Origin of the sequence: Mesorhizobium sp. L103C105A0 (genome assembly GCF_000502215.1) — a bacterium.
GTDB lineage: Bacteria > Pseudomonadota > Alphaproteobacteria > Rhizobiales > Rhizobiaceae > Mesorhizobium.
Window position 1 is genome coordinate 113,058 of the sequence record NZ_AYXF01000008.1, and the last position, 25,843, is coordinate 138,900.

34 protein-coding genes are annotated in these 25,843 nt (G+C 63.2%); 7 read left to right on the forward strand and 27 right to left on the reverse strand.

Going from position 1 to position 25,843, the window contains the following annotated elements; all coding sequences use genetic code 11:
- Window positions 1-221: 221 nt before the first annotated feature.
- Window positions 222-734 (reverse strand): DinB family protein, encoded by a 513-nt coding sequence (locus tag X727_RS143585; RefSeq protein WP_023743817.1) that lies wholly within the window; start codon window positions 732-734, stop codon window positions 222-224.
- A gap of 269 nt (window positions 735-1,003) precedes the next feature.
- Between X727_RS143585 and bluB the strand changes: the two genes are divergently transcribed.
- On the forward strand, window positions 1,004-1,639 hold the full coding sequence (bluB, locus tag X727_RS143580) for a 5,6-dimethylbenzimidazole synthase (RefSeq protein ID WP_023743816.1): 636 nt from the start codon (window positions 1,004-1,006) through the stop codon (window positions 1,637-1,639).
- Window positions 1,640-1,651: 12 nt separating this feature from the next.
- Here bluB and X727_RS1000000168055 read toward each other — a convergent pair whose 3' ends face one another.
- Window positions 1,652-1,813, reverse strand: a complete 162-nt coding sequence (locus X727_RS1000000168055) for a hypothetical protein (protein WP_023834756.1) — start codon at window positions 1,811-1,813, stop codon at window positions 1,652-1,654.
- A gap of 299 nt (window positions 1,814-2,112) precedes the next feature.
- On the opposite strand from X727_RS1000000168055, the gene ndk reads away from it, so the two are divergent.
- The gene (ndk, locus tag X727_RS143575; RefSeq protein WP_023684731.1) at window positions 2,113-2,535 is read left to right on the forward strand and encodes a nucleoside-diphosphate kinase; all 423 of its coding nucleotides are present in this window, start codon (window positions 2,113-2,115) and stop codon (window positions 2,533-2,535) included.
- A gap of 67 nt (window positions 2,536-2,602) precedes the next feature.
- Here ndk and X727_RS143570 read toward each other — a convergent pair whose 3' ends face one another.
- Complete coding sequence (locus X727_RS143570; RefSeq protein ID WP_023727329.1) at window positions 2,603-3,058, reverse strand: MarR family winged helix-turn-helix transcriptional regulator; 456 nt, start codon at window positions 3,056-3,058, stop codon at window positions 2,603-2,605.
- 64 nt (window positions 3,059-3,122) lie between these two features.
- Between X727_RS143570 and X727_RS143565 the strand changes: the two genes are divergently transcribed.
- Complete coding sequence (locus X727_RS143565) at window positions 3,123-3,602, forward strand: cupin domain-containing protein (RefSeq protein WP_023689086.1); 480 nt, start codon at window positions 3,123-3,125, stop codon at window positions 3,600-3,602.
- 2 nt (window positions 3,603-3,604) lie between these two features.
- Here X727_RS143565 and X727_RS143560 read toward each other — a convergent pair whose 3' ends face one another.
- The 6 genes from X727_RS143560 to X727_RS143535 all read right to left on the reverse strand — a co-directional run bounded on the left by X727_RS143560 (window position 3,605) and on the right by X727_RS143535 (window position 8,782).
- Window positions 3,605-4,372 carry a YbaY family lipoprotein gene (locus X727_RS143560; RefSeq protein ID WP_023731117.1) on the reverse strand — a complete coding sequence of 256 codons (768 nt, stop codon included), beginning with the start codon at window positions 4,370-4,372 and terminating at the stop codon, window positions 3,605-3,607.
- A gap of 69 nt (window positions 4,373-4,441) precedes the next feature.
- On the reverse strand, window positions 4,442-4,915 hold the full coding sequence (locus tag X727_RS143555; RefSeq protein ID WP_023834757.1) for a molybdenum cofactor biosynthesis protein MoaE: 474 nt from the start codon (window positions 4,913-4,915) through the stop codon (window positions 4,442-4,444).
- Window positions 4,916-4,919: 4 nt separating this feature from the next.
- Window positions 4,920-5,177, reverse strand: coding sequence for a molybdopterin converting factor subunit 1 (moaD, locus tag X727_RS143550; RefSeq protein ID WP_023673448.1), 258 nt, complete (start codon window positions 5,175-5,177; stop codon window positions 4,920-4,922).
- A 1-nt stretch (window position 5,178) separates the two neighbouring features.
- Entirely contained in the window at window positions 5,179-5,775 is a 597-nt protein-coding gene (pgsA, locus tag X727_RS143545) for a CDP-diacylglycerol--glycerol-3-phosphate 3-phosphatidyltransferase (protein ID WP_023673449.1), read from the reverse strand.
- A gap of 170 nt (window positions 5,776-5,945) precedes the next feature.
- Window positions 5,946-8,021 (reverse strand): excinuclease ABC subunit UvrC, encoded by a 2,076-nt coding sequence (uvrC, locus tag X727_RS143540; protein WP_023705337.1) that lies wholly within the window; start codon window positions 8,019-8,021, stop codon window positions 5,946-5,948.
- Window positions 8,018-8,782 carry an SDR family oxidoreductase gene (locus X727_RS143535; protein ID WP_023705338.1) on the reverse strand — a complete coding sequence of 255 codons (765 nt, stop codon included), beginning with the start codon at window positions 8,780-8,782 and terminating at the stop codon, window positions 8,018-8,020. Before X727_RS143535 ends, uvrC begins: the two co-directional genes overlap by 4 nt.
- A gap of 411 nt (window positions 8,783-9,193) precedes the next feature.
- Here X727_RS143535 and X727_RS143530 point away from each other — a divergent pair, with 411 nt between their 5' ends.
- A complete protein-coding gene (locus tag X727_RS143530; protein ID WP_023834758.1) occupies window positions 9,194-9,844 on the forward strand; it encodes an outer membrane protein in 651 nt (216 codons plus the stop codon).
- Window positions 9,845-9,907: 63 nt separating this feature from the next.
- Here the strand turns inward: X727_RS143530 and X727_RS143525 are convergent, their stop codons facing one another.
- The 3 genes from X727_RS143525 to X727_RS143515 form a co-directional block, all read right to left on the reverse strand.
- Window positions 9,908-10,504: a glutathione S-transferase family protein gene (locus X727_RS143525; protein ID WP_023834759.1), complete on the reverse strand. Its 597-nt coding sequence runs from the start codon at window positions 10,502-10,504 to the stop codon at window positions 9,908-9,910.
- 340 nt (window positions 10,505-10,844) lie between these two features.
- Window positions 10,845-11,234, reverse strand: a complete 390-nt coding sequence (locus X727_RS143520; protein WP_023834760.1) for a hypothetical protein — start codon at window positions 11,232-11,234, stop codon at window positions 10,845-10,847.
- A 581-nt stretch (window positions 11,235-11,815) separates the two neighbouring features.
- Complete coding sequence (locus tag X727_RS143515; protein WP_023711920.1) at window positions 11,816-12,343, reverse strand: DinB family protein; 528 nt, start codon at window positions 12,341-12,343, stop codon at window positions 11,816-11,818.
- A gap of 95 nt (window positions 12,344-12,438) precedes the next feature.
- On the opposite strand from X727_RS143515, the gene X727_RS143510 reads away from it, so the two are divergent.
- Window positions 12,439-13,029, forward strand: coding sequence for a TetR/AcrR family transcriptional regulator (locus X727_RS143510; protein ID WP_023673456.1), 591 nt, complete (start codon window positions 12,439-12,441; stop codon window positions 13,027-13,029).
- A gap of 96 nt (window positions 13,030-13,125) precedes the next feature.
- On the opposite strand, the gene X727_RS143505 is transcribed toward X727_RS143510, so the two are convergent.
- The 6 genes from X727_RS143505 to X727_RS143490 form a co-directional block, all read right to left on the reverse strand.
- Complete coding sequence (locus X727_RS143505) at window positions 13,126-13,572, reverse strand: hypothetical protein (protein ID WP_023834761.1); 447 nt, start codon at window positions 13,570-13,572, stop codon at window positions 13,126-13,128.
- 203 nt (window positions 13,573-13,775) lie between these two features.
- Window positions 13,776-14,198, reverse strand: a complete 423-nt coding sequence (locus tag X727_RS143500; protein WP_023834762.1) for a VOC family protein — start codon at window positions 14,196-14,198, stop codon at window positions 13,776-13,778.
- A gap of 70 nt (window positions 14,199-14,268) precedes the next feature.
- Entirely contained in the window at window positions 14,269-14,616 is a 348-nt protein-coding gene (locus X727_RS1000000166870; protein ID WP_196815014.1) for a MarR family transcriptional regulator, read from the reverse strand.
- Window positions 14,568-14,744 (reverse strand): hypothetical protein, encoded by a 177-nt coding sequence (locus tag X727_RS1000000168610; RefSeq protein ID WP_023829025.1) that lies wholly within the window; start codon window positions 14,742-14,744, stop codon window positions 14,568-14,570. Before X727_RS1000000168610 ends, X727_RS1000000166870 begins: the two co-directional genes overlap by 49 nt.
- Window positions 14,745-14,936: 192 nt before the next feature.
- Window positions 14,937-15,785 (reverse strand): 23S rRNA (adenine(2030)-N(6))-methyltransferase RlmJ, encoded by an 849-nt coding sequence (locus X727_RS143495; protein WP_023701908.1) that lies wholly within the window; start codon window positions 15,783-15,785, stop codon window positions 14,937-14,939.
- A 7-nt stretch (window positions 15,786-15,792) separates the two neighbouring features.
- Window positions 15,793-16,407 carry a hypothetical protein gene (locus X727_RS143490; RefSeq protein ID WP_023834764.1) on the reverse strand — a complete coding sequence of 205 codons (615 nt, stop codon included), beginning with the start codon at window positions 16,405-16,407 and terminating at the stop codon, window positions 15,793-15,795.
- Between the two features lie 182 nt (window positions 16,408-16,589).
- Here X727_RS143490 and X727_RS143485 point away from each other — a divergent pair, with 182 nt between their 5' ends.
- A complete protein-coding gene (locus X727_RS143485; RefSeq protein WP_031204521.1) occupies window positions 16,590-17,747 on the forward strand; it encodes a hypothetical protein in 1,158 nt (385 codons plus the stop codon).
- Between the two features lie 58 nt (window positions 17,748-17,805).
- On the opposite strand, the gene X727_RS143480 is transcribed toward X727_RS143485, so the two are convergent.
- The 8 genes from X727_RS143480 to X727_RS143450 are packed head-to-tail and all read right to left on the reverse strand — an operon-like array spanning window position 17,806 to window position 24,588.
- Window positions 17,806-18,099: an addiction module antidote protein gene (locus X727_RS143480; protein ID WP_023672747.1), complete on the reverse strand. Its 294-nt coding sequence runs from the start codon at window positions 18,097-18,099 to the stop codon at window positions 17,806-17,808.
- 1 nt (window position 18,100) lies between these two features.
- Window positions 18,101-18,388 carry a type II toxin-antitoxin system RelE/ParE family toxin gene (locus tag X727_RS143475; protein WP_023672746.1) on the reverse strand — a complete coding sequence of 96 codons (288 nt, stop codon included), beginning with the start codon at window positions 18,386-18,388 and terminating at the stop codon, window positions 18,101-18,103.
- A 52-nt stretch (window positions 18,389-18,440) separates the two neighbouring features.
- Window positions 18,441-19,445 carry a Rieske (2Fe-2S) protein gene (locus X727_RS143470; RefSeq protein WP_023672745.1) on the reverse strand — a complete coding sequence of 335 codons (1,005 nt, stop codon included), beginning with the start codon at window positions 19,443-19,445 and terminating at the stop codon, window positions 18,441-18,443.
- Window positions 19,442-20,575: a GNAT family N-acetyltransferase gene (locus X727_RS143465; RefSeq protein ID WP_023834766.1), complete on the reverse strand. Its 1,134-nt coding sequence runs from the start codon at window positions 20,573-20,575 to the stop codon at window positions 19,442-19,444. The genes X727_RS143470 and X727_RS143465 overlap by 4 nt, the downstream gene beginning before the upstream one ends.
- Window positions 20,572-21,828, reverse strand: a complete 1,257-nt coding sequence (locus X727_RS143460) for a F390 synthetase-related protein (RefSeq protein WP_023715075.1) — start codon at window positions 21,826-21,828, stop codon at window positions 20,572-20,574. The genes X727_RS143465 and X727_RS143460 overlap by 4 nt, the downstream gene beginning before the upstream one ends.
- Window positions 21,825-22,649, reverse strand: a complete 825-nt coding sequence (locus X727_RS08335; protein WP_023743806.1) for an MBL fold metallo-hydrolase — start codon at window positions 22,647-22,649, stop codon at window positions 21,825-21,827. The genes X727_RS143460 and X727_RS08335 overlap by 4 nt, the downstream gene beginning before the upstream one ends.
- The gene (locus X727_RS143455) at window positions 22,646-23,650 is read right to left on the reverse strand and encodes an NAD(P)-dependent oxidoreductase (protein ID WP_031204524.1); all 1,005 of its coding nucleotides are present in this window, start codon (window positions 23,648-23,650) and stop codon (window positions 22,646-22,648) included. Before X727_RS143455 ends, X727_RS08335 begins: the two co-directional genes overlap by 4 nt.
- A complete protein-coding gene (locus X727_RS143450; RefSeq protein ID WP_245274194.1) occupies window positions 23,647-24,588 on the reverse strand; it encodes a 3-oxoacyl-[acyl-carrier-protein] synthase III C-terminal domain-containing protein in 942 nt (313 codons plus the stop codon). The genes X727_RS143455 and X727_RS143450 overlap by 4 nt, the downstream gene beginning before the upstream one ends.
- Before the next feature lie 201 nt (window positions 24,589-24,789).
- Here X727_RS143450 and X727_RS143445 point away from each other — a divergent pair, with 201 nt between their 5' ends.
- Window positions 24,790-25,386, forward strand: coding sequence for a T6SS immunity protein Tdi1 domain-containing protein (locus X727_RS143445; protein ID WP_023743803.1), 597 nt, complete (start codon window positions 24,790-24,792; stop codon window positions 25,384-25,386).
- Between the two features lie 6 nt (window positions 25,387-25,392).
- Here the strand turns inward: X727_RS143445 and X727_RS143440 are convergent, their stop codons facing one another.
- Window positions 25,393-25,842 carry a DNA polymerase III subunit chi gene (locus X727_RS143440; protein WP_023672739.1) on the reverse strand — a complete coding sequence of 150 codons (450 nt, stop codon included), beginning with the start codon at window positions 25,840-25,842 and terminating at the stop codon, window positions 25,393-25,395.
- Between the last annotated feature and the right edge of the window lies 1 nt (window position 25,843).

Below are 25,843 nucleotides of genomic sequence, written 5' to 3' on the forward strand. Positions count from 1 at the left end.
AGGGGCGCGCCAAAGGGCGGCACAAGCCACCGGGCAGCGTCGTGCAACCACGGGCTTCAAAAAACCCGGCTTGGGATTCAGGCTGAAGGTTGAGGCTTTGGCGCTGTCCGTCGCGTCCAGAGGCGTTTCACTGGTATCGACAGCCGGTCGCGGACGGATGGCACAAAGGCGCCGAAGTAATGCCGCTCCGGCGTCTTCAAACGCAAAGCGCGGTCAAGAAATCAGGCGTAGGCGCGGCCTTCGTCGGTGCGTTGGAAAAACGCCAGATCGAGCTGCACCGAAGGCCGGCCGAGAATGGTCAGGATGGCGTGCGCCTGGCCGCGGTGATGGGTCTGGTGGTTGAAGACGTGGCTCAGCGCCGGCGCCAGTCTTTGCGAGACTGTGCGCATGTCGGAAACGGTCATGTAGGAAAAGCGGCCGGACAAGGCCTTGTCGCTCAAGCCGCCCACCCAGTCGGCGATCCGCCTGTCCTCGGCCTCGCGCGCCAGCCTGAGGCCAGGCAGCGCCCGGTGCAGGATGGCGTCGAGCTTCGTCGGCGCGTCACCCTCGCCGGTGAAGCGTTTCATCCAGATGCGGTCGGTGGCCAGGAGATGGTTGAGCGTGCCCATCATCGAGCCGAAAAATGCGCCGACATCACGGTTGAACTCTTCTTCGTCAAGCGCGGCGACGGCATCGTAGATGCGGCCATTGGCCCATTGATTGTAGGCCGCGAACATCATGAAATGCTGTTTCATCTTTTTCCCGCCGACGAGTTCCGCTTCAGCCGCAGGCGCCTAATTAGACCGCGATGGCGCAGCCGCCAATGACCATTCTGTTCAATGAACTCGTCGGACACGACGCGACCCGTCCGTTCAGCCCGCATTGCTGGAAGGAGGCGGCGGCAGCAGCTTAGGGAGTAGGCAGTAGGCAATAGGGTCCGAGCGCTGTACTGCCTACTGCCTACTGCCTACTGCCTACTGCCTACTGCCTACTGCCTATTCCCCACACAAGTCTCCTGATCGCCATGCCACCACCCCCCGATTTCACCGACGATTTTCGCTCCGGGCTGGTCGCGCTGCTGCGCTGGCGCCGGGATGTGCGGCGCTTCGAGCGGACGGCTTTGCCCGAGGGTACGCTGGAGCGGCTGCTGGAGCTTGCCAGCATCGCGCCGTCCGTCGGTCTCAGCCAGCCGTGGCGCTTCGTGGTGGTCGAGAGCGCCGAGCGGCGGGGCGCGGTGAGAGACTGTTTCGAGCGGTGCAATGCCGAAGCTCTTGAATGCTTTTCAGGCGAGCGCGCCGCTCTCTATGCCCGGCTGAAGCTCGCCGGTCTCAATGAAGCGCCCTGCCAGTTCGCGGTTTTCGCCGACCGCACGACGCAACAGGGCCATGGGCTCGGCCGCATGACGATGCCGGCAACCATCGACTATTCGGCCGTCATGGCGGTGCACACGCTGTGGCTGGCGGCGCGGGCGGAAGGCATCGGCATGGGCTGGGTGTCGATCCTCGACGCCGCCGAGATGGCCGTAATCCTGGACACCCCGCCTGAGTGGACGCTGATCGGCTATTTCTGCCTCGGCTATCCCAGCGAGGAGCATGAGATGCCGACGCTGGAGCGCGAGGGCTGGGAGCGCCGGCGGCCGCCCGTTGTTATCAGGCGGTAGTGATACTGACAGTCACTTCGCGCCGTCTTTGCGGACCAGCTTCACGCAGATCGGGTCGCCCTTCGGCATCGGCGTGCATTGCCATTCGGGGCCGAAGCCGAAGTTCGTATCTGTGCGGCGACCCAGAAAGAGCAGCAGAACAAGGCCCACGGCAGCAAAAATGCCGATAATCAATAGGCTCCCTTTTATGTCGCCCGGCCTGGGGTGGTGGTAGGCCAGCGCGTCCCGTCAAACATGGTCCGATGTCTTTCCGTTCCGCTGATTTCCCTTCGAAACCGTGCGTGCCTGCGCAATCGCCATTTTCCCGCAAAGCCTTGCCTTTGACCAGGGCGTTGCGAACAGCCATGCGGGCGGTCGCGGCCGAATAACGCTGCCGGGGCGCGTCCCCTTGGCAATGGGCCGGGCGGCTTGTATAGAGCCCGCCACTCCACATTCCGATCTCAAGACTTTCATCTCAAGACAAGGACGACCCCATGGCGCTCGAACGCACCTTTTCCATGATCAAGCCGGACGCGACCCGGCGCAATCTTACCGGCGCCATCACCAGGATGCTGGAAGAGGCCGGCCTGCGCGTCGTCGCCTCACGTCGCGTGTGGATGAGCCGCCGCGAGGCCGAAGGCTTCTATGCCGTGCACAAGGATCGTCCGTTCTTTGGCGAACTGGTGGAATTCATGTCGTCGGCGCCGACCATCGTGCAGGTGCTGGAAGGCGAAAACGCCATTGCCAGGAACCGCGAAGTGATGGGCGCGACCAATCCAGCCAACGCCGCCGAAGGAACCATCCGCAAAGTCCACGCGCTGTCGATCGGCGAGAATTCCGTGCACGGCTCCGACGCGCCGGAAACCGCTGCTGAAGAGATCAAGTACTGGTTCTCGGACACCGAGATCGTCGGCTGAGCCGATAGACAGGTTTGACTATGAAAGCCGGGGCAAAACCCCGGCTTTTTGTTTTTGGCCCGCTCCCTTAGCGGATCAGCGGCGTGTCCCAGAGGTCGCCGAGCAGCGTTTTCAGCTCGGTGAAGCGCTTCTGCCCAAGCTCCTGCGCCCATTCCCGCTCGACGTCGAGCAGGATGTCGGCCATCTTCTGGTATGCGGCGCGCCCGCGGTCGGTGAAGTGGACGACGGTCCCGCCGCTCTCATCGGGCGCCGCCGAGCGAGTGATATAACCCATCGCTTCCAGCGTCTTCAGCAGTTGATTCATGGCCTGCTTGCTCATCGCGGCGCGCTCGGCGAGCGCGCTCGGCCGAAGGCCATCCGGGCCGGGATATTGGATCACCGCCATATGCGGCGGGCTGAGGTCCTCGAAACCCGACGCCCTGAGATCCCTGATCAGCTTGCGGTGAATGGCCATGGCCGGAACGCGCAGCAGTGCACCGATCAGCGGTGGCTTCTTTGGCGGTTCTTCCGCGGATAATGGCATTGACACTCTGGTAAATCGAGTTTACTCATTTCGGTAAATTCAATTTACCACGTGGGAGGATGAAATGCTAGACAGAGCTAGCCAGATCAGCGTCAATCCGGCCGACGAGACAATCAGCCATGGCGGCCTTGCCGTGCGCTTCCTGCTTACCGGCGACCAGTCGAACGGCAGCATCGCCGCCTTCGAACTGACGGTCGCCGGCTCGCAGCGCCTGCCCGCCCCGGCGCACAGCCACGATCACTATGAAGAGACGATGTACGGGATCGAAGGCGTGCTGATGCTGACCGTCGACGGACACCGGCACGATATCGGGCCGGGCCAGGCGCTGTGCATTCCGCGCGGCGCGGTTCACCGCTTCGACAACGACACCGCCGCGACCGCCAAGGTGCTGTGCGTGGTGACGCCGGCGGCGATCGGCCCGGACTATTTTCGCGAGGCCTTCGCCATCTTCAGCACTGGCGGCCCGCCAGACCGCACCAGGCTGATGGACCTGATGCGCCGGTTCGGCCTGACGCCGGCGCCCCCGCCGCCGCCGCAGTCTTGATCTTAACTCGCTGCGTTAAATCGCAAAATGTCACGGCCGTCCTTGTCGGCGATGATCAGCTTGCCGCCATCGACACGGTTTGACGCCGCCTTGGCGAGCGCCTCGAACAGCGCCTTTTCCTCGGCCATGATCTCCGGCGCGCAGGCCTTGTAGGTCGAGCCGATGTCGCTGATGACGATGGTCTCGCCGTCGACCTTGGCGGTGGCGAAATAGGCGTTGCACGGGCCGCTGCCGCCCGCCTTGCCGGCTTCGCTGACCCGGAACGTCGCCTGCGGCTCCGAAATCACGCCGATACCGTCGATATACTCGACCAGCCAGCTCTGGCCGAACAGCGAGGCCGAGGTCGGCTTGTCGCTCGGCGCCACCATTTTCAGCACAATGGCCTGCGGCGCGTCGCTGAGCGGATCGACCTGATAGCGCGAGTCCGTGACGAACAGCAGCTTGTCGTCGGCGGTGATGCGCGCCTGCAGCGCATAGGTCATGTTGGGCCGGATCACCGTTGAATCGAAGCTGATCTCGAACTTGATCGGCACCTGGCCGGCCGGCGCTACCTTGCGCTCGCCGACAATGGCGGCCGGCGCATCGGCCAGCGATACATCGGCAAGTTGAACCGACAGCACGGCGTTGGGCGGCAGCGCGATGCGCTCCCGATACATCACCTCGCCCTTCAGGGTTTTCTCGGCGGCGACGGAAGGCTCGGGAACGGCCAGAACGCCGATAACCAGCGGCACAAAACCGAAGACGAAGAATTCGGCGATCCTGTCCAGCATGCCCTTGCTCCCTTTTTGCCGATGCGATTTGGCCAAGGGAATGCGGTCAATACATGGCTGCGCCGAGATCTATTCGGGCCGCGCCTTCCAGCGCGCCACAGCCTGGTCGTCGGCGTCCTTGGCCTCGACCCAGCCGCCATCGGTGCCGTCCACGCGGTGCTCCTTCTTCCAGAAGGGTGCACGCGATTTCAGGAAATCCATCAGGAAATTGGCCGCTTCGAACGCCGCCTGCCGGTGCGAGGACGCTGCCACCACCAGCACGATGTTTTCGCCCGGTGCGATCTTGCCGTGGCGATGGATGACGGTCAGCCCTTGCAGCGGCCAGCGCTGAAGTGCCTCGCGGGCGATGCGGGTGATTTCGGCCTCGGCCATGCCGGGATAGTGCTCGAGTTCCAGGGCCGACAGCTGGCCCTGCTCGTCGCGGCAAAGTCCTGAGAAGGACACCACGGCGCCGATGTCGGCGCGACCCTCGGTCAGTTTCGCGATCTCGGCGGCAACGTCGAAATCGTCGCGCTGGATGCGCACCGTCGGCGCGCCGGACATGGTGTCAGCCCCCGGTCATCGGCGGAAACAGCGCGATCTCGCGCGCGCCGGCTATCTTCTCGCGATGCTCGACATGTTCCTGGTTGATGGCGACGCGGATCACATCAGGATATTGCAGCGCGTGCTCATATTCCTCGCCACGCGATTTCAGCCAGCGCAGGAGGTCGGCCACCGTCTCGATACCGGCGGGCAGTTCGACATCCTCTTCCGGCTTGCCGATCCGTTCGCGCACCCAGGCGAAATAAATGAGCCGGGTGATCATCTCACTCGTCCATGATGTGCTTGAGGCCGGCGCGGAAATAGTCGTAGCCGGTGTAGAGCGTGACGAGGGCTGCGATCCACAGCAGCACCAGTCCGGTCTGCGTGGTCAGCGGGAAGATCTTGTCGCCGGCAGGCCCAGCCAGCAGGAAGGCGATGGCGACCATCTGGATGGCGGTCTTCCATTTGGCGAGCTGCGTCACCGGCACCGAGACTTTCAATGCCGCCAAATATTCGCGCAGCCCCGAAACCAGGATTTCGCGGCACAGGATGATGATTGCCGCCCACAACGACCAGCCTGCGATGCCGGCATGGCGGTCGGTGTCGGCGGCGAGCAGCAGCAGGCAGGTGGCGACCAGCAGTTTATCGGCGATCGGATCCAGCATCTTGCCGATGTTGGACGTCTGCTGCCAGGCGCGCGCCAGATAGCCGTCGAGATAGTCGGTGATCGAAGCCAGCAGGAAGATGATCAACGCCGACCAGCGGGCGAAGTCGCTCGATTTCAGATGCCCCTCGAGAAAAAAGCACAGCACCACCAGCGGCACCGCGACGATGCGGGCATAGGTAAGCATGTTAGGCAGGTTGAACGCGCGCTTGGCCATATCTCAGGGACTCTTTCTGCCTGCGTACTCAAATCAGAACCGGATGTAGGGGGTCAACAGGCGAGATTCGATTGGCCAGACGAAAATAGCGCGCGATTGCCGGGATTCGAGTGGCCTGCGAGAAAAGAACGGCTGCTGCCATTTGATCGGGACAGCGGCGTCACCGGCGCTCAGCTCTCATGGAAATGATTGTAGACGAGCTTGGCGACCTGCTCTGAAATACCGTCGACCTTGACCAGATCCTCGACTGCCGCGCGGCTGACCGCCTTCGCAGTGCCGAAGGCCAGCAGCAGCGCGCGCTTGCGGCCGGGACCGATGCCGGCGATCTCGTCGAGCGGGCTCTTGACCAATTCCTTCTTGCGCCGCGCGCGGTGCGAACCGATGGCGAAGCGATGCACCTCGTCGCGCAGCCGCTGGACGAAATAGAGCACGGGATCGCGGACGGGCAGCGAAAACGAGTCCCTGCCTCTGACGAAGAAACGCTCGCGGCCGGCATCGCGGTCCTGGCCCTTGGCGATGCCGATGGCCGCCACGCGATCCTCGATGCCGAGGTCGGCGAGGATCTTGCGCACCGCGCTCATCTGGCCCTGGCCGCCATCGATCAGGATGACGTCGGGCCAGGCCGGGAAGCTGCCGGAGATGTCTTCTTCGATATCGTCGCCTGCTCCACCGGCTGCCGCGTCGTCGGGAACGACATCGCCATGTTCCTTCAGCAGCCGCGAAAAGCGCCGTTCCATCACCTCGCGCATCATGCCGAAATCGTCACCGGGCGTGATCTCGGTCGAGCGGATGTTGAATTTGCGGTACTGGTTCTTCACAAACCCTTCCGGCCCCGCGACGACCATGGCCCCAACGGCGTTGGTGCCCATAATGTGCGAATTGTCGTAGACCTCGATGCGCACCGGCGGCTTCGGCAGGCCGAAGGTCTCGGCAAAGCCGGCGAGCAGCCGGCCTTGCGTGGAGGTTTCGGCCAGGCGGCGGCCGAGCGCCTCGCGGGCATTCTGCAGCGCGTTGTCGGTCAAATCCTTCTTCTCGCCGCGCTGCGGCACCGAGATCGACACTTTACGGCCGGCGCGGGTGGACAGCGCTTCGGCCAACAGTTCCTGATCCTGGACGCCTCGCGACAGAAGGATGTTCCGTGGCGTCGGCTTGTCGTCATAGAACTGCGCCAGGAACGAGCCCAGCACTTCCGCCCCCTCCAGTGCCGGATCGGCCTTGGGGAAATAGGCGCGGTTGCCCCAGTTCTGGCCGGTGCGGAAGAAAAACACCTGGATACAGACCTGGCCGCCCTCCTGATGGATGGCAAAGACATCGGCCTCGTCGACCGTGGCCGGGTTGATGCCCTGATGGCTCTGCACATGGGACAGTGCAGCCAACCGGTCGCGATAAATGGCGGCGCGCTCGAAATCGAGCTCCTGCGAGGCCTGCTGCATGGCGGCAGAGATTTCGGTCTTCACCTTCTGGCTGCGGCCCGACAGAAAATCCTTCGCCTCGCTGACCAGCTCGGCATAGTCGCTATGCGAGATCTCCCCGGTACATGGACCGGCACAGCGCTTGATCTGGTAGAGCAGGCACGGCCGGGTGCGGTTTTCGTAAAAGGAGTTGGTGCAGCTCCTGAGCAGGAAGGCGCGCTGCAGCGAATTGATGGTGCGCCCGACCGCGCCGGCCGACGCAAAAGGTCCGAAATAGTCGCCCTTGCGCGAGCGCGCACCGCGATGCTTGTAGATGCCGGGCGAGACGTGATCGCCGGTCAACAGGATGTAAGGGAACGACTTGTCGTCCCGCATCAGCACATTGAAACGCGGCCGCAAGCGCTTGATGAGATTGGCCTCGAGCAGCAGCGCTTCGATTTCGGTGCGGGTGACGACGAACTCCATCGTCGATGTCTCGCGCACCATGCGGCCGATGCGGGCGGTGTGGAACCGGCCTTGGGCGTAGTTGGTCACCCGCTTCTTCAGGCTGCGCGCCTTGCCGACATAAAGCACGTCGCCGGCAGCGTTCATCATGCGGTAGACGCCGGGCGCATTGGGCAGCCGCTTGACCAATGTCTGGATGACCTCGGCGCCGACCATGCCGTCGGCGTCGCCGGCATGCGGCGCCCAGTCTATCGCTGTGAAGGCGACATCGGGCCCGGTGGCCTCGGGCTCGACGATCTCCTCGACCGCTTCATCCTCAAGGTTGATCTCGGGCGGCATATCGTCGGCGGCGCCGGCGCGCGTCTTGTGTTTCTGGTCTGCGGGACTCATTCCACCATGCCTGTCACATCCGGCGTCTGCCATGCAAGATGCTGGCCGCCGTCGAGCGCGATCATCTGGCCGGTCACCGAGCGCGCATCCCAGAGATAGCGGATGGTGGCGCCGAATTCGGCCAATTGCGGGCCGCGCTTCAGAATCAGGCCGTCGACCTGCTTCTGGAAATCATCATCGTCCTGGCGCGCATTCTTCAGCGTCGGACCGGGACCGATGGCGTTGACGCGGATGCGCGGACCGAGCGCCTGTGCCAGCATTTCGGTCTGCGTCCACAAGGCCGACTTCGACAGCGCATAGGAGAAATAGCGCGGCGTCGGCCGCCAGACGCGCTGGTCGATGATGTTGACGATCAGCCCCTCCTGCCCTGGCGGCAAGGCGCGGGCGAAGTTTTGCGCCAACAGCGCCGGCGTCTTCACATGGATGGCGAAGTGAAGGTCCCATGCCGCCCAGTCGAAGTCCTCGACGCTATCGTCGACGAACAGCGACGCATTGTTGACAAGAAGCGTGACCGGGCCGAGCGCTGCCGCGGCGCGGCCGACGAGATCGCCAACCGCATCCATGTCGGTCAGATCGGCGGCTACCACGCCGGCGCGGCCGCCTCCGTCCCTGATGTTCGCAGCCAGCGCGTCGGCCTCGGCGGTCGAGCGGTTGGCGTGGATGGCGACGGCAAAACCGTGCGCGGCCAGATCCTCGACGATCGCCTTGCCGATCCGCTTCCCCCCGCCCGTCACCAGCGCCGTTCCGGCGGCTTCGATCATCTGTCAATCCTCAATCTGCGCCTCAATTCGGCTAGCGGCACATTGTGACGCGTCCAGGGGTTAAATGCCGTTTCCACCTGGGGCAGGAATGTGGCGAAACGGCTTTTTCGCCGCCGGCACCGCCCCGGATTCGGGTCGGCAGGACCGCAATATAGGACGCTGAACCCGTTGCACCAAGCCGAGTGCAGTGCAGCATCGCCTGCGTACTGACATTTCGCTGTTGCGAAGATGCAACGTCAAGCTTCGGCCTCATTCGTGCCGGGGAATGACCCATTTTCAGGTTCGCTGCCGCCGCATTTTGACACGACATTCGGAACCGTTGAGTGCCAGATCCGTTTCACCCCCCGGACGGGTTGATGGCGCTCAGGACAAACAAGCCTACGTGTCTTGTGGCTTAAGGAGTAAACAACAATGCAAACCAATCTCAAATTCGCGCCGCTCGCGGTTGCGCTCGGGCTCTTCGCCCTCAGCGGTACCGCTTTTGCTGCCGATGTCGTCTCGGAAGAGCCCCCGGCGCCAGCCCCGATCGCCGAGCTCCCCGTCGCTTCCTGGGCCGGCCCGTATGCCGGTCTCAGCGCCGGCTACGGCTTCAGCGGTCATGCCAAAGTCCAGGACGGCGGCCCCGACATCAAGACCAAGGGCTTTGTCGGCGGCGTTTTCGGCGGCTACCAGTGGCAGCAGGAAAACTTCGTGTACGGTGCTGAAGCCGATCTCGGCTACAACGGCGTCAAGGGTGACAGCGGCGGCGTCAATTCCAAGGGCGGCTTCGAAGGCTCGCTGCGCGCCCGTCTGGGTTACGCCGTGACCCCGGAAATCCTGCTCTACGGCACCGGCGGCGGCGCCCTGAAGAACCAGAAGATCTCGGTCCCCGGCGACAGCGACAGCAACACCATGCTCGGTTGGACGGCCGGCGTCGGCACCGACATCAAGATCACCGACAATGTGTTCGGCCGTGTCGAGTACCGCTACACCGACTTCGGTTCCAAGAGCTTCGACAGTGTCGGCACCAAGGTCAAAGAGAGCGACAACCGCGTCACCTTCGGCGTCGGTATGAAGTTCTAACTGTCGTTCAAGCCACGACACAAGAAAGCCGGGCCTCGCGCCCGGCTTTTTTTGTTTCGCCCGTCAGGCCGGCACAGCCACCTTCAGCCCCGGAAACTTCTCATCGAAACGCGCTGCCCAGCGGGTCAGGCGGCCGCGGCCCTTTTCCCATTTGCCGGCGAAGCGCAGAGAGAGGTAGCCGAGGCAGGCACGCAACGCCAGCTGGCCAAGCGTGATCTTCTTCGGCAGCTTCGGCGGATTGGCGTTGAGGAAATCGAGTGCGGCGGTGATCTTGGTCCACTGGCGATCGAGCCAGGGTTGATAGACCATCTCCTCCGGACGCGTGCGCCGCTCATAGACCATCGACAGCGCGCAGTCGCATATGCCGTCGGCCAGCGCCTCCAGCACTTCGGCCTCGAGGCGCTTGTCGGCATTGCGCGGCAACAACAGGCTCTTCGAAGCGCGGTTGAGATGCCGAGTGATCGCGCGGCTGTCATGGATCGAGCGGCCGTCGTCGAGCACCAGCACCGGAATCTTGCCGAGAGGATTGGCTGACATCAGTTCAGCAGGCTTGTCCTCGGTCTTGACCGGCACCAGCTCGACGGCAATGCCGGCATGGAGTGCTGCCATGCGCACCTTGGAACTGTAGGGGGATGAGGACGCGTAGAGCAGCTTCGGCATGATCGGTTTCCTGTTTTCGGACGGCCAGTGCATGTCGCTCAAAAATGCGGTTCCGGTCTTGAGAACGACGCGCGTAAAACAAAGGTCTAGAGCGCGTCGCCTGAACCCCATCGGATGCGACCGCCTTAGTGTTGGCCGATCTTCCCTGAGGGGCAACTGCCAGAAGGGCAAAACCAGGCGGCCAATCCGCCGACAATGAAGTCGCCAATGCATGTCGCATAGAATTGGCGTCGATTGCGAGAGAACGACGTGGATCAAAACGAGACCTAAATCACAACAAAAAAGCTCCCGGGAATCTGCCAGTCGGCAAAGTTCCCGGGAGCTTTGAGATGGTCCGCTGTTACTTCTTCTTGGCGGCTGGCTTCTTGGCCGGTGCAGCCTTCTTCACAGCTGCCGTCGACTTGGCGGCGGCGGCCTTCATCGGAGCCTTGGCGGCGGGTTTTGCCGCTGCCTTGGCTGCCGGCTTCTTGGCGGCGGGCTTGGCTGCTGCCTTCGCAGCAGGCTTCGCCACAGCCTTGGCGGCCGGCTTCTTGGCGGCGGGTTTCGCTGCTGCCTTGGCGGCGGGTTTTGCTACTGCCTTAGCTGCCGGCTTTGCCGCTGCCTTGGCAGCCGGCTTTGCCGCTGCCTTCGGTGCTGCCTTCTTTACTGCTGCAGGTTTCGCGGCAGCTTTCGGTGCCGCTTTCTTTGCCGGCGCTTTCGCCGCCGGCGCCTTCATCGTGATCTTTGCCATGCGATGCCCCTTGCGTTTGTGCCGATGGCCGTGAGTGACCCGGCGAGCTAATGCATATCTGACTCGTGCGTATCTAGCCAGCGAAGCATTACATAGAATTTCGCAGATTAAGTTTCGGTTACGCTGAGAGCATGATCGCAATGATCGGCACAGAAATCGGCAAAGAATCTTCCCGCTTCGCAGCGAACTATTGCGAGAGAAATCTCTGATATCGCGACTCACACGATCTTCTCGTCAAGCTCACATTCTCTTGCAACGCCGTCGATCTCACGCGGTCATCGGCGGCCTATCAGATGGCAACAATCATCGCACAGCAGAGGCTGATCTTGCTTCATCCCAACGGTTGCAGGAACAGCACTAAACTAGACGCGAGCTTTTTACTCGTATATCGAAAGTGGTTGGATGAAAGCCAGGAAAGACAGCACTTGAAGGACAGCCTGTTGTGTGTCGGACGTCTCCCAGACGAGAAGGGGGATCGCCAGCTTCGGCGCAAGAGATGCCTAACGGAAATGGGAAACGAAGATCGGGGAATCCTCCTCCCAGGAAGCCGCGATCCCTTGGAAGCCAAGGGGTGCAGGCCCCTAAGCGCCAACCCGCTCGCGCACCTGCAGCCGGCGCGAAGGCTCGGCGTGGTGGAGGTGGACGGCAAACGTATCCCACGGCGGCGCAATTCCGATCTGCATCAGGATCCGCCCGATCTCGCCGCGGTGATAGCCGCCATGCGTGACGACATGTGTCAGCATTTCCTGGCGTGACATCATCGCCCTGTCGCCGTCGGTGAAGGTGAAAGGCACAGACTCTGACATGAGCTTTGGCGAGACGGCTTCGATATAGTCGAGATACCAACGATCCATCGCAGCGACATCAGCGCTCAATTCATCGAGTGCCGGTGTGTCCTCGGTGTTGTCGGACGCATAGCCATGACGCGTGCCGGAAAGATGCGCGGCGAATATCTTCGATACGACAAGGTTGTGGTTGATGAGACGGGTCGCCGTGTGGCGCTGATCGATATGCTCCTGCTGGTCGAGGCCCGCAAGCTTCTCCAGCAATTCACCATTCGCCCAGGCTTGATAAACGAAGAGGTTGCGGAGCAAATCCAGCGCGTCCATGGTCTATATCCTTTGCAAAAAATGTGAGTATGTTATCTATATTCTTGGCTGCTGGAGCAGACATGTCTACTCGCATTGCAAAGCCGCGCTCACGCATGCGCAAGCAGCCGCGCCAGGCGCGTTCGAGAGCGACGGTCGAGGCGCTCATCGAAGCCGGTGCTCATGTTCTGAGCGCGCTCGGCTGGGCCGGCTTCACCACCAACAAGGTGGCCGATGCGGCCGGCGTCAGCATCGGCTCGCTCTATCAATATTTTCCCGACAAGCTGTCGCTGGTCGAAGCAATTCGCCGGCGACATTTCGATCAGGTGCTGTCGGTGATCGCCGAATCAGCAGAAGGCGACAAGCCGCTCAAGCGATTCGCGCAGGAGCTGGTGCGCGGCATGATCGATGCGCACAGCATCCATCCGACGCTGCATCAGGTGCTGCTCGACGAGGCGCCGGGCGATCGCGGCTCACGCGCCGCCCATGCCTCGTTCCAGTCGCGCTATCTGGATCACTACACGGCGGCGGTGGCGCAATATCGCAGGCGCAGAAAGGACAATGAGACCGTGGCCCGGGTGCTGTCCTCAGCGGTCGAGGGCGTCATCCACAATGCCGCGCGGCGAGACATGCTCGACGCGCCGGAACTGCAGAAGCAGTTGGTCGAGCTGATCTGCGCTTACGTATCTGGTGGGAAGGCGATGTGAGGCAGCGGCAGCAGTTCGGAGATTGGCGAAACCGGAGCGACATCAGATCTCCCCCTTGCAGGAGATGGCAGGTGCAACGGCGGTTCTTATCCGACCTTAGCGCAGGACGCGGCAGCGGCCGTTGTAGACCATCCAGCGGTCGAAGCCCGAGACGCAGAATTCGACATTGTCGCCGATCGAGGCAAAACCCTGGCCTTCCTCGATCAAGTACCAGATGGTGCGGGCGCGGCCATCGGAAAGGCTGACAGTGGCGCCGCAATAGCGGCGGCCGATCGGCCATTCTTCGCTGGCCGGGAGATAGCGATGCTGGTGGATGCGTTGGAAATCGGTGATCGAAACATCCGGCAGATGCGGCACGTGATGCACCTGGTAGGAGAAGCGGCTGGAGATTTTGCTTAGCACCCAGGCCTCGCCGCAAACGCCGCTGTCCTCGTCGGAATAGACGGAAAGATCGGCGGCCTGCGCTGGCTGGCCAAAGGGTGCAGCCAGCGGCGTGCAAAGCGAAATCAGGGCAGCAAGAGCGGATTTGGCAAAGCGAGTCATGGCAGCCTCTCAAAGGTCGACTGCGCCCACTTTGCGGATTCGGCGGCGCGCGGTCAAGCGGTCGCGCTGCCGATGGTTTCCCGCTCCGCAACCGGTTTTTCCGGTGCGAAGCTGCGAAACCACGTCCTGAGCCTTTGAAAAAGCTCGCCTCGCCCATTTAGGAAAAGCGGCCTGCCATGGCCGGCGGGGTGCCGAAACCCGGTTCAGCCTTGCTTGGCGTCGCCCTGCGGTATCGCGGCCGGGTCCATCCACATCGCTTCCCAGACGTGGCCGTCAGGATCGGCCAGGCTGCGATTGTACATGAAGCCATAATCCTGTTGGGCGTTAATGTCGGCGGCGCCGCCATTTTTAGCCGCCGCCTCATTCATCGCATCGACCGCCGCGCGGCTGTCGCAGGACACGGCAAGCATGACCTCGCTCGAGGTGGCCGGTGGGATGGGGCGATCGGTGAACTGACGCCATTTGGCATGGGTGAGCAGCATGACGTTGATCGTTTCGCTCAGCACCATGCAGGCTGCGGTGTCGTCGGTGAAGTGCGGGTTGTTGTCGAAATCGAGAGCTTTGTAGAAGGCCATCGACGCAGCGAGGTCGGCGACGGGCAGGTTGACGAAGATCATGCGGGGCATAGGGTCTCCTTGACAGTACACACTTGAAACCGGACCGGCGTTTCGCCGGACCATCCTCCGATGCCTTCTCTCAACGCACCGGTTTTGCTTTGCCGCGCACCCTCTCGGTCTGCGCCTTCTGCATCGCTTCGACCTCTTGATAAGCCGAGCAAAAACTGCATCTCGGCCGCCGAATAATCTCCAGCAATGCGGCGCCCGCCTCGAGGATCGGATGGTAGCAGCGCCGGACGAGTTCCTCGGTCTTCTTGCCCGCCGCGACCATGACCTTGCGCCTGTCATCGGGATCCGGCTGACGGCTGACGAAGCCGCGCTTTTCCAGCCGGTCGATCAACGTCGTGACCGCCGCCGGCGTGAGATTTGTCTCCCTCGCTACGAGGTTTGCCGGCCCCGCCGACCGTGATTGATCGCACCGAGACAGCGGCGCTCGGCAGCGCTCAGCACATAGATTTCGGCGACGGTCCCATCGAACGTTTCGACGGCATCCTGCCAGCGCGACATCGCGAAGCCTATCGCGTTGACCAGTTCCTCTTCTGTCGATCTTGGCATTCGATTCGAAATCTAATAATTAGATATCTATCTATCTGATTCTGGGATTAGCGTCAACGCCGAGCCGATTAGATGTGCATCTCCATGGTTTCGGTTCGTTGAACACAGCTGAGCATTCGCGGATGGCGCCACCGTCAAAACCTCTAGCGACTTTGTGTCTTTGCCGCGGGCGTCGCCCGCTGCGAAGCGTCGCTACTCCCCGGCCAGCCATTCCAGCGACCAGTGCGCCGGCTTTTCGACCGCCAGCAATCTGTGCAGGACCGGCAGCACGATGCGCAGTTCGCGCTCCAGCGTGAAGGGCGGGTTGACCACCACCATGCCGCTGCCGTCGAGGCTTGGTTCACGCGAAGCCGGCCGGATCTCGAACTCGATGTCGAGCAATTTTGGGACGCCGGATTGCTTGAGCGCCTTGCGGAAGGCGATGATCGCTTTGCGATCCTTGATCGGATACCACAGCGCGTAGATGCCACCCGGCCAGCGCCTGTGCGCTTTCTGCATGCCGTCGACCAGGCGGTCGAATTCGCCGGCTTCCTCGAACGGCGGATCGATCAGCACCAGGCCGCGCTTTTCCTTTGGCGGCAGATGCGCGCCAAGCGCCAGCCAGCCGTCGAGTTCGATCACCCTTGTCTGGAAATCGCCGGCAAACAGCGTCTTCAGCCTGGCGACATCTGCGCCGTGCAGTTCGATCGCCGACAACCGGTCCTGCTTTCGCATGAGGTGCCTGGCGATCAATGGCGAGCCCGGATATTTCTTCACCCCGCCATCGGGATTGAGCGAACGCACCGCTTCAAGATAGGGGGCAAGCAGCGCAGCCGCCGATTTTTCGATCGGGGCGTCGATGAGGCGGCCGATGCCGCCTTGCCATTCGCCGGTCTTTTGCGCTTCCGCCGACGAAAGATCGTAGCGGCCAATGCCGGCATGAGTGTCGACGACACGGAACGCCTTGTCCTTCTGCTTCAGATAGTCGAGCAGAAGGCTGAGCACGACATGCTTGACGACGTCGGCGAAATTGCCGGCGTGATAGGCGTGACGGTAGTTCATGCCGCGCTCATGTCGAGGAGCCTCTGCCCCAACGCGGCGGTGGCGGCTTCGAGTTCGGGTTCTCCGGCCGGCGACCGCCGAAAGCCAGAGTAAGCAGGAAGCCGATCAGGCCGACGGCCATCAGCCCATAGCCAACCGGCCGTGCGCGTTGATCGATCTCACCGGCGCCGGAGCGCAGTATCAGATCCACTGCGCGTATCGGGATATCGTCGGCGTCGCCCGGGCCGGCGGTGAAGAGATAGGCGCCGGGACTGACGGTTTCGATCACGCCGGCCTCGTCGCGAAAGATCTTGTCGGGCAGTTGCGGGCTGACCTGGCGCGGATTGTCGGCGTGGTTGAATTGCAGCGTCGAGGCAAGCACCGTGCGCCCGGCTGTGGCGGCAGTCAGCGTCAGCACGGTGCGCTGCTGCGAGACAATGCGCTCGGCCTTTGCCTTCAGGTCGACCAGCACTCTGACCGGCGCGTCGCCAGCTTTCAGCGTCACCGTCACAGGCCTAAACCGTCCCTGGTCGTAGACGCGCCAGGTGCCGATCTCGTGGCCGGAGAAATTGCTCATGGCCCAGGGATACACGAAGCCAATGGCGGCGCCGGCAAGCAGTATCAGGACAAACAGAAAGCGCATTGAGGAGATCCGGGTGTTCGACAGATTGCCAATAACGCCCTGAAGGCCAAAAAGCGATGGCTGACGCAGCGGAGCCACCTTTGTGGAGTCCGTTGGCGGCACGCAAGCCATGTGGCACTTATGGCGAATGAAGCCTTCCGCAGAAGCATTGACTCGTCTTTTCCAACCGATGCCGGTGGCTCATGCCCAATAGCACCGTGCTGATCACCGGTGCCCGCGCGCCGGTGGCGCTGCACCTGGCGCGGCTGCTGCATGGCGCCGGTTGCCGGGTGATCCTGGCCGACAGCCCGGCCCGGCCGATCGCCGCAGCGAGCACGGCCTGCGCCGCCTACCATCGCCTGCCGCCGCCGCGCTTTGCCGCCGACGCCTATGCCAAGGCGGTGGAAGCGCTTGTCGGCGCGGAAGGCATCGAACTCGTTATCCCGACCTGCGAGGAAGTCTTTTATCTCGGTCGTCTCTGGCAGCACCGCGCCATGCCGGCCCGCCTCTTCGCACCCGAGATGGCGATGCTCGCCCGCGTTCACGACAAGCATGCCTTCATCCGGCTGGCGCAGAGCCTTGGGCTCGACGTGCCGGAAACGATACTGCTGCAAAGCGAGGCCGATCTCGACGGCGTTCGTGGCCAATCGCGCGAATTGGTGTTCAAACCTGTGTGGTCACGTTTTGCCCGTGACGTACTGCTGCGGCCATCGCCGGACGAACTCGACGCCGTCCGCCCCTCGCCCGCCGCTCCTTGGGTGGCGCAGCGCTACGTCGCCGGTGAAGAGATCAGCGCCTATGCGGTGGCGATCGAGGGTGAACTCAAAGCGCTGGCGCTCTACCGTTCGCTCTATCGCGCCGGCAAGGGCGCCGGCATCTGTTTCGAGCCGGTCGAGGATATCGCGGCGCGGCGCTTCGTCGAAACCTTCGTCGCCGGCGCCGGCTGGACCGGCCAGATATCCTTCGACCTGATGCGCGAGAACAACGGCAGGGTGCTGCCACTGGAGTGCAATCCGCGCGCCGTGAGCGGCCTGCACTTCTTTCGCGATCCGCGGCGCTTCGCCGACGCGGTCCTGGAGGATGGCGCCGAGGTGAAGCCCGACGTGACGGCGCCGCAGACGGTGAGGCTTGCGATGTGGATCTACGGGATGCCGGCGGCACTGCGCTCCGGTGGTCTCGGCCGCTTCCGTCAGGCGATGCACAATGCCAGCGAGTTGCTCGACTGGCCGGGCGACCCCGCGCCGAAGCGGGCGCAGTGGCGCACACTGGCCGAGATCGCCGGCACAGCACTGCGCCAGCGCATCAGCCTGCAGGCTGCGTCGACGCGCGATATCGAGTGGAATGGGCCGGAGCAGGACTAGTCGAGTTGAAACGGAACTTCCGGTTTTCAGCTGAGTGCGTAAGTCCTGCTAAGGTTGCCTAAACGGGATTAACTGGCTTTGCGGACAATTGCAGGCCAAGCGCCTTGGTTACGCCCAGCAATGTACTGAGGCGCGGATCGCCCTTTTCGCTCAGCGCCTTGTAGAGTGCCTCTCGGGTCACGCCGGCGTCCTTCGCTATACTTGTCATGCCGCGGGCGCGCGCGACAATGCCGAGGGCGTGCGCAATATAAGTCGCGTCCCCGGTCTCGAACGCATCAGCGAGCAGTTCGGCTTGAGACTCAGCATCATCAAGATATTCGGCGGCGTCGAATGGTGTGGTTCTGAGGGTCATATCAAACTTCCTTTGCCATTTTCCTGGCTTTTCCGATGTCCCTGTCCTGCGAGCCTTTGTCACCGCCGCAGAGCAGGATAATGACCGTGTTGCCGCGCCGGACGAAGTACACGCGGTATCCCGGACCGTAATCTACGCGCAATTCTCCTATGCCATCGAAGAACTTGGCGTCTCCCAACAGCCCAGCCTGAACGCGGACAATCCGTTGGGTGATCTTCTTTACGGCGCGAATGTCCGTGAGCCCTCTGAGCCATTTTCGGAATTCGTCAGTGGATCGAACTTCGATCATCCGTGAACTATAATTTACAGCATAACTGGAATCAAGTGCCGTGAACTTTAGATTACAGCTCGATTTGGTGCACCCGCGGCTCTGCCGCCGCCGGTGGCATCTTGCCGTCGATGATCGCCGCTATGTCGCGGCGCAGGAAATCCAGCGGGCCGATCGCCGGCTGAACCTGCGGCGATATACGGGCGTTGTCGCTGGCCGATTTCAGCACACGGCGATCCTGCTGCAGGGCAAAGGCAAAGAGCGGCCGGAAAGCAAGCGCCTTGAGTTCGCCGAACAGGCCCTGTCGCGGGCCGATCAGCCAGCCGACGCCTTCGACGGTCCGTTCGTCCGCCTGACGCAAATGGAAAGTGGTCGCCAGCGCCAAGCCGCCCTTGCCCCAATATTCGAGTTCGACGATGCCGGGATGGCGGTAGCGGCCGATGGTCTTGGCGCGCTCGCCTTCCAGTAGCCGGCTGACCAGCCCCTGTTGGCGGTCCTCGCCGGTGTAGCAGCTTTCGACCCAGCCCTTGCCGCCGGTCACCTCGACGCGCACGAGATGGCGCTTTGCGGTCAGGCCGCGCAGCACACCCTTGTGGGTGAAGTGGGTGTGAGTGGCGTCGAGAATGTTCTCGGCGGCGTCGAGCACCGTCGATCGCGCCGAGCTTCGCACCCGCTTCACGACGACATCCTTGCCTTGCATGCAATGGAGATAGGGCTCGCCCTCAGGCGTGCCTGCCGAGACGAAGACGACGCCGTCGCGCTCGATCGCGCTGTAGCGGCGGATACGGTAATGCGGGACGTCGCCGACATGGCCGGGAATGGCGGTGCAGCGCCCTTCCCCATTGTAGCGCCAGCCATGATAGGGACATTCGATCTCGCCACCGACGACCTTACCGGTCGAGAGTTCGACCAGGCGGTGAGCGCAGCGGTCGAAGAGGGCGGCAATGCCTTTCGCCGAGCGGAACAGCACCAGTGGCGCGCCGTCGAACAGGATGCGCTTCGGCTTGGCTTTGATGTCGGCAGACCGCATCACCGCCTGCCAATAGTCTTTGTCTTTCTGCTGCCGGGTGTCGCTCAAAGTTCAAATCTCCTGAGCAGGGGAATGCCGACCTTCGCGAGCACAAATTCCATGATCCGCACCGCCATGCGTTGGCGGCGCGGCATATGGGCAGCATAGACGGCGTTGTATTCCACCGTCGCCACGGCGCCGCGCAAGCGTTTGAAGGCGGCGGCACCGGCGCTCATGTTGAAGAACAGGCTGTGCGCCATCGCATGATCCTGCGCCAGCGCCATCATCATGCGGTAAAGGCCTTCGCTCACCGGGAGGCCGGTGTCGTAGCCGACGATGGGCTGCGTCAGTGTCCTGCCGTTCTGAGACAAAGCGGCGACGGCGACCAGTTCACCGCCGGGACGACGCAGGCCTGCCAGTTGCAGGATGCCGCGACGGTGCGTCTCGCCGATATAGCGGGCCGTGTAGTGCGGGTTGAGCGGCGTGTATTTGTCGAGATAGAGCATCCGGTAGAGCGCTTCGGCGCGCGCATAGTCGGCCTCGGTGAAGTCGCCATTGCCGACCTGCTCGAAAGGCGTCGTGGGCAGCCGCTTGCGGTCGCGCTTCATGTCGTTGGTCATGGCCGAACCGTCGCCTGCGAAGATGTAGATCTGCCGCGCCGCCAGCATTCGAAAACCCTCCGCCTTCAGCGCTGCGATTGTCGACGGATCGGCGATCTCGTTCAGGGAGCGGATGAGAACAGCGCGATCGGGAAAACGCGCGGTGAGATCGTCGCGCATCGCCGCGACCGCGTTGCGATCGAGCAGCGGCACCGGATTGGTCGAATAGAGCCAGTTGTTGACCTGAACCTGATGGTCAAGGCCGCTCATCCTGACCAGCGGCGCGCACAGGCCGATCAGCATCCGCATCGTTTTTTGCAGCAAGGGCGAGGAGACGAAATTGCGGGTCTCGTCGATGGCATAGTCGACATAGGCGCTGGACGGGCAGCAGATGTAGCAGTTCGGCGCTTCGCTTCTGTCGTTCAGCGTCAGCGGAAAGGAGCGGCCGGCGATCTCGAAGGTTTCGACAGCCACTGTCAGATTGCGCACGAGGTCGCGCACCGGCACCTCGTTGAAAAGCTGAACGAAGGCTTCGACCTCACGCGGGTTGTTTTCTACCCGGTTCGTCTGATCGAGTGGCAACATAGCGAGCCGGTTCATGATGCCGCTCCCAGGTGGCATTCGACCCGACGCAGTTTGCGGCCGGTCTCCAACGGCAGGTCCCTGCGAACAAGGCTGACCGAAGCTGTCGCCTGGCGCGCCGCCAGCAAATTGCGCACGGACTGATGGGCGGCGGTGGCGGCTTCGTCGGCAAGCCCGGGGGCCAGGCTGAGTTCGATTGCATCTTCAGCGGTCTGGACCAGGCGGAAATCGTCGATGCGCCGGTCGGCCTTGAGCACCGCATTGCGTAGTATGTCGGGCGTGACGAGGAGCTGCCCGTGCGGCGAGGCTAGCCGGAAAGCGTCGTCCATGCGGCCGACGATCTCGTCCAGCGTGCGCAGCGGCGAGCCGCAGCGGCATGGCTTTTCGGACAGCCGCAGCAAGTCGTTCATCCGGTAGCGCGCCATGATCTGGGTCCGGCGGCGAAAGGCGGTGATCAGCGGCATGACCAGGCCGTCGCCGGCCGGTTCGAACTCGAAGAACACCGAATCCTCGGCCAGATGCAGCCCGCCCTGGCGGCAGGTGACGGCGAACAGCCCTTCGGTCGCCATGTAGATCTGGTCGACCTGACCACCAAAGAATGCCTCTATGACCGGCCGGTCAACCGGGTCGAGCGTTTCGGCGGCGCTGAAGACACGCTGCGGCTTGAGCCGAAAGCCCTCGGCCGCGAAGTGCCGCAGTATCTTCGGTGGCGCGATGATCACCGTCGGCGCGAAATCTTCGAGAGCGCCGCGCCAGCTCTCCGGACCGCGCGTCAGATCGAAGAAGCGCAGGTCGATACGCCGCGATTTGCGCGCGCTATCGTAGAGCCCGGTGTTTTGCGGCAGGATCACCGCAACGCGCTGCCGGCGCCAGAGCAGATCGGGCACGGCTTTGGCCAGGATGGTGCCCAGCCAGCGGTATTTTTCCGCCTCGGAAATGACGAACAGGCCACGATTGCCCGACGTGCCGGTGCTGGAGCCGACAGTCAGCTCGCCAATGCGGCTATCGCCGGCCTGCGCCTTCCAGGCCTCGGCGGCCGAGACGCCATGAATGTTGAAGCGCTCGAAATTGCCCATCAGCGTCGCCTTGTCGGTCACCGGCAGATCGCCGAGATGACGCGGCGTCTTGCCGTAGAACGGCGCGCGCGGCAGGTCGCGGTCGAGAAAGCGGCGCAAGGCATGACCTTGCCAGCGTTCGAAATTCTCACGGCTCTTGCGCGAGAGCCATTGCGTCAACACAAACGAACGGGCCGCTTCCGTCGGCCCGTTCATGCGCTCTCTCCGGCCAGATCGTAGGCCGTCACCGCCGGATCATGACAAAGAACAACCTCGCCGCCGGTCGCCAGAAACCGGCGCAACATTACGCTGGTCGGCTCGATCGCGGCGGCATCCTCGGCCAGCAGGGTTGCCGGCAGACCGGGAGTTCGGTTTTCGACAAGGGCCGCGAACAACCATTGCGCGTCGACGGCGTAGAGCAGCGGCCGCTCCAGATTTGGGAACGAAAGGCCGAACTGGCCATCGGCATGGCCGGGCAGACCGACTGCGATGACGCTGCCGTCGCCGAACAGATCGGCGCCGCCCGGTACGCCGCCACGCGGCTCGACCTGCCGCTTCGACGACAGCCCGTCGAGTCGGGCCTCGAAGTCAGACGGGAACAGTTCCTTGAAGACGCCATGGCGCAGATTCTGCAGGGAAGTCTTGGCCTTCGCCCGCGCCCAGGCGGTGTCATTGGCGATAAGCCGAGCGTTGGGAAACAGCGACAGGCCCGACATGTGGTCGGCATGGAAATGCGTGACGATGACGGTGCGCACATCCTGCAAAGACAGGCCGAAGCGCGCCAGTACCGCGAGCGGCTGCTCGGCTTCGTTGAGCTGGGGCCGGAGGATCGCACTGTAAAGACGCAACGCCGTGCTGCGCTCGCTGCCTTGTGTCACATGCGGCGTGTAGCCGGTATCGACCAGTACGGGGCCGGCCTGCGGATGCATGATCAGGCCGTAGCGGACACGTAGCCTGACCTTCGCCCAGCTGCCGCCGCGCAGGATCAGGCGCTCGACTGCGCCGACAGAGGCGCTGTTGGCGAAGACGATCTTCACGCAGCCTCCCTGCTTTCCGTCGCCTTGCCGAATGTGCGATCGAGCCCTTCCTCGAACGACACTTTCGGCGCCCAGCCGAGGATGCGGCCTGACTTGGAAAGATCGAGGCTCTGCGCATAGGCGAACAGGCCAAGACCGTAGCGCGTCACCGGCGGTTCCGGGCAGCCGGGCAATATATTCGCTACCGTCTCCGCTATCCCGGCCGCCAGCATGGCGGGCCAGAGCGGCATTCTGCGCCAGCGCGGCTGCACGCCGGCGCGGGCGCAGGCCGCCTCGGCAATGCGGCGGACCGGCACCACTTCGCCGCCGGAGATGTTGAATACCTGTCCCTCGGCAGCGCTGCCGGCGGACAGCGCGGCAAGCACCGCATCGACGACATCCTCTATATAAGTGAGATCGATGCGCGCCTTGCCGTCGCGAAACAGCGGCAGCGGCCGCTGCCGTGCCACCTGCAGCAGACGCGGCAGCAGCGTGCGGTCGCCGGGACCGTAGAGGCCGCGCGGCCGTAGCACCACCGGGCTGATCTCAGGCGCCGCCAGCACGATCTCCTCGGCCTGCCGCTTGGTGCGGGCATAGTGGTTGACCGGAGGGGGCAAGGCCGCATTCTCGGAAACTCCGAGCTGGTCGCGATAGGCGAAACAGACCGTCGGGCTGGAGATATGGACGAAGCGGCGCACGCCTTGCCCGCGCGCGAAATCGCTGAGGTTGCGGGTAGCTGTGACATTTGCCGTCTGGAAATCCGCCAACCTGCCGAAGGGCGCGGAAAGTGCCGCGCAGTGGATGATCGCATCGACTCCGTCGAGAGCGCGCGCGGCAGCTGCATCGAACGGTTGAGACAAATCGAGCCGAACGACCCGATGACCAGCGGCTTCGAGCGCCGCGCAGCGTTTGGCGTCCCTGCCAAGACCCAGCGCAGGTGTACCCAGTGCAGCCAGCCGCGCCATGACATGCGCGCCGAGGAAGCCGCTGGCGCCGGTGACGAGGACGCGTCCCACGGTCATGCTTCCAGCGCCATGCCGCCGAACGACACGCCGGCCGAGGTGCCGAGGAACAGCACCTTGGCGCCGGGCACAATGCGTTGTTCGCGGCGCGCGACGTCGAGCGCAAAGGGGATGGAAGCGGCGATCTGATTGCCGTAGCGCGCCGCGATGTCGACGAGCTTTTCCCTGGCGAAGCCGGTCTGGCGCGCCATGTGGGCGAGCGCGAAAGGGCTTGCCTGATGCGGCACGACGAGGTCGACATCGTCGTGCCGCCAGCCGGCGCGATCGAGCAACTCCGCTACAAAGCCGTTGAAATGGCGTGACGTGACGCGAAACAGTTCCTTACCCTCCATGTGGAACAGGCTGTGGCGGGCGAATTCCTCGGGCTCACGATGAAAGTCGAACCGGGTGCCGCCGGAGCCGATGCTGCAGGCCGCATAGGCGGAAGGGTAGGTGCGCATCAGATTGGCCGCCACCCCACCTTCGCCAGGGGCTGCCTGTTGCAGCACGGCGGCCGCCGCGCCATCGCCGAAGAGGGCCGCAATTTCCGGCTGGTCCTGCCACGGCAGGGCGCGCGAGGCGATTTCAGACGAGAACACCAGCGCCGTCCGGCATTGCCCGGCCTCGATCAGGCGCGACGCGGTCTCGAAGGCTGTGAGGAAACCGAGGCAGGTGCTGTTGACGTCGAAGGCGGCCGCCGACCCATCGGCAAGGCCGAGGCGCTGCATGACCAGCGGAGCCGTCGACGGCAACGGCTGATAAGGCACGCCGCAACCGCCGATGACCAGATCGACACTGCCTGCCTCAAGTTCGGCATCGGCAAGCGCCAGACGGGCTGCGGCACAAGCAAGGTCGACCTGCGATTCGGCGTCGCAGACATAGCGTTCGATGACGCCGGTCGCGGCCTCGAAATGTCCATCGCCATACCCCAGCCGCGCATCGAGGGCGCGCGACGTCACGCATCGAGCCGGCACGGCCCGCCCGGTTCCGATGATCCTGATCCGCATTCTCAGCCCGCCCAATGAGCCTGCATCCAGTCAATCCATAAAACGGATCCAATGTGATGGCCATCATCAAGACGAATGCGTGGGAACTATGGAGCCTTCAGTGGATTGCGGCTAGAATCTCTCGCAAGTATAAAGACCCGTACGGGGGCGATTATGGCCAGATCTTTTTTCCGCTTTATTTCTTCAATTTTTGGCGCGTCCGACGCCAGACAGGAAGGAAAAGCCGAGCCCAACAGAGCCAATACAGGGGGCTTGATCAGAGCCGAATGGCCCCATGACTATCAGTTCCTCTTTATCGAACCACCTGCGAACGAAATCGCGGAAGCGTTGGACGGCTGGAAGTGGATCGGACTGGATGGCCTTGAACCAGCTGCGGTGTCAGCTTTCGGCGACATATTTTTCCGTGCCGGCGACGGGTCGGTTCGTCATCTCGATATGCTCGACGGGAAATTGACCAGAATTGCGGGTCATTGGGCGGAATTTCAGGCCGACTTGCAGAATGAAGCGCGCCGCGACGAGTTGCTGCTGGCGGGCCTTGTCGTTGCCGCCCGAAAGAACGGACTGATTCCGGCAGCCGGCCAATGCTATGATTTCAAGAAGCCGCCGGTGCTTGGCGGCGAAATGAGTCTGCGAGAGATGGAAACGACGTTTTTCGTTGTGAAGGTGCATATCGCCGGCCAAATCCATCGGCAGGTGAAAGATCTCCCGCAGGGCGCGAAGATAAACAAGGTTACGATCAGCGACCGATAACGCGACTTACGCCTTGCGCTCCCAGCGACGGTCGGGCGTCTGCTGCCAGTAGGTGACAGCGTGGCCCGCTTCTTTCAACACCTTCCAATGCGTCCGCGCCCCTTCGACCTGGGCCGCGTCATGGCCGTCGAACAGGAACACGGCGCGTTCGTAGCCGGCGAGATCGGCGGGTGCGGCGCCATCGACGAGGAAGCGTATCTGCGCCTGGTTGGGGTTGGCGTCGCTCGTGGTGAGCAGGATTGGCTGTTCGGCCGGATGGGCTTCACGGTCGGTCGCGTGCGCGAGGAACGAATCGTCCCTGAATGTCCACAGATGCAGGTCGAGCGCATCGCGCCGCTCCTCGGTCCCTGTCTGCACCACGGCGCGCCAGCCGCGATCGACGCTGCGCTCGAGCAGGCCGGGAAGCGCATCCTCCAGCGTCGATTCGGTCAGGTGGTAGAACAGGACATCGGCCATT

Coding starts and splice junctions, on each gene's coding strand:
- X727_RS143560 (WP_023731117.1), bottom strand. CDS start 4,372: ATGCTGGACAGGATCGCCGAATTCTTCGTCTTCGGTTTTGTGCCGCTG.
- X727_RS143455 (WP_031204524.1), bottom strand. CDS start 23,650: ATGACCGTGGGACGCGTCCTCGTCACCGGCGCCAGCGGCTTCCTCGGC.
- bluB (WP_023743816.1), top strand. CDS start 1,004: ATGCCACCACCCCCCGATTTCACCGACGATTTTCGCTCCGGGCTGGTC.
- X727_RS143440 (WP_023672739.1), bottom strand. CDS start 25,842: ATGGCCGATGTCCTGTTCTACCACCTGACCGAATCGACGCTGGAGGAT.
- X727_RS143465 (WP_023834766.1), bottom strand. CDS start 20,575: ATGAACCGGCTCGCTATGTTGCCACTCGATCAGACGAACCGGGTAGAA.
- pgsA (WP_023673449.1), bottom strand. CDS start 5,775: ATGGCCAAGCGCGCGTTCAACCTGCCTAACATGCTTACCTATGCCCGC.
- X727_RS143510 (WP_023673456.1), top strand. CDS start 12,439: ATGCGCAAGCAGCCGCGCCAGGCGCGTTCGAGAGCGACGGTCGAGGCG.
- X727_RS143535 (WP_023705338.1), bottom strand. CDS start 8,782: ATGATCGAAGCCGCCGGAACGGCGCTGGTGACGGGCGGGGGGAAGCGG.
- X727_RS143445 (WP_023743803.1), top strand. CDS start 24,790: ATGGCCAGATCTTTTTTCCGCTTTATTTCTTCAATTTTTGGCGCGTCC.
- X727_RS143565 (WP_023689086.1), top strand. CDS start 3,123: ATGCTAGACAGAGCTAGCCAGATCAGCGTCAATCCGGCCGACGAGACA.
- X727_RS143485 (WP_031204521.1), top strand. CDS start 16,590: ATGCCCAATAGCACCGTGCTGATCACCGGTGCCCGCGCGCCGGTGGCG.
- X727_RS143515 (WP_023711920.1), bottom strand. CDS start 12,343: ATGGACGCGCTGGATTTGCTCCGCAACCTCTTCGTTTATCAAGCCTGG.
- X727_RS143570 (WP_023727329.1), bottom strand. CDS start 3,058: ATGCCATTATCCGCGGAAGAACCGCCAAAGAAGCCACCGCTGATCGGT.
- ndk (WP_023684731.1), top strand. CDS start 2,113: ATGGCGCTCGAACGCACCTTTTCCATGATCAAGCCGGACGCGACCCGG.
- X727_RS143505 (WP_023834761.1), bottom strand. CDS start 13,572: ATGACTCGCTTTGCCAAATCCGCTCTTGCTGCCCTGATTTCGCTTTGC.
- X727_RS143520 (WP_023834760.1), bottom strand. CDS start 11,234: ATGGCAAAGATCACGATGAAGGCGCCGGCGGCGAAAGCGCCGGCAAAG.
- X727_RS143530 (WP_023834758.1), top strand. CDS start 9,194: ATGCAAACCAATCTCAAATTCGCGCCGCTCGCGGTTGCGCTCGGGCTC.
- X727_RS143460 (WP_023715075.1), bottom strand. CDS start 21,828: ATGAACGGGCCGACGGAAGCGGCCCGTTCGTTTGTGTTGACGCAATGG.
- X727_RS143585 (WP_023743817.1), bottom strand. CDS start 734: ATGAAACAGCATTTCATGATGTTCGCGGCCTACAATCAATGGGCCAAT.
- X727_RS143500 (WP_023834762.1), bottom strand. CDS start 14,198: ATGCCCCGCATGATCTTCGTCAACCTGCCCGTCGCCGACCTCGCTGCG.
- X727_RS143525 (WP_023834759.1), bottom strand. CDS start 10,504: ATGCCGAAGCTGCTCTACGCGTCCTCATCCCCCTACAGTTCCAAGGTG.
- moaD (WP_023673448.1), bottom strand. CDS start 5,177: ATGATCACCCGGCTCATTTATTTCGCCTGGGTGCGCGAACGGATCGGC.
- X727_RS143495 (WP_023701908.1), bottom strand. CDS start 15,785: ATGAACTACCGTCACGCCTATCACGCCGGCAATTTCGCCGACGTCGTC.
- uvrC (WP_023705337.1), bottom strand. CDS start 8,021: ATGAGTCCCGCAGACCAGAAACACAAGACGCGCGCCGGCGCCGCCGAC.
- X727_RS143480 (WP_023672747.1), bottom strand. CDS start 18,099: ATGACCCTCAGAACCACACCATTCGACGCCGCCGAATATCTTGATGAT.
- X727_RS143555 (WP_023834757.1), bottom strand. CDS start 4,915: ATGTCCGGCGCGCCGACGGTGCGCATCCAGCGCGACGATTTCGACGTT.
- X727_RS1000000168610 (WP_023829025.1), bottom strand. CDS start 14,744: ATGCCAAGATCGACAGAAGAGGAACTGGTCAACGCGATAGGCTTCGCG.
- X727_RS143490 (WP_023834764.1), bottom strand. CDS start 16,407: ATGCGCTTTCTGTTTGTCCTGATACTGCTTGCCGGCGCCGCCATTGGC.
- X727_RS143475 (WP_023672746.1), bottom strand. CDS start 18,388: ATGATCGAAGTTCGATCCACTGACGAATTCCGAAAATGGCTCAGAGGG.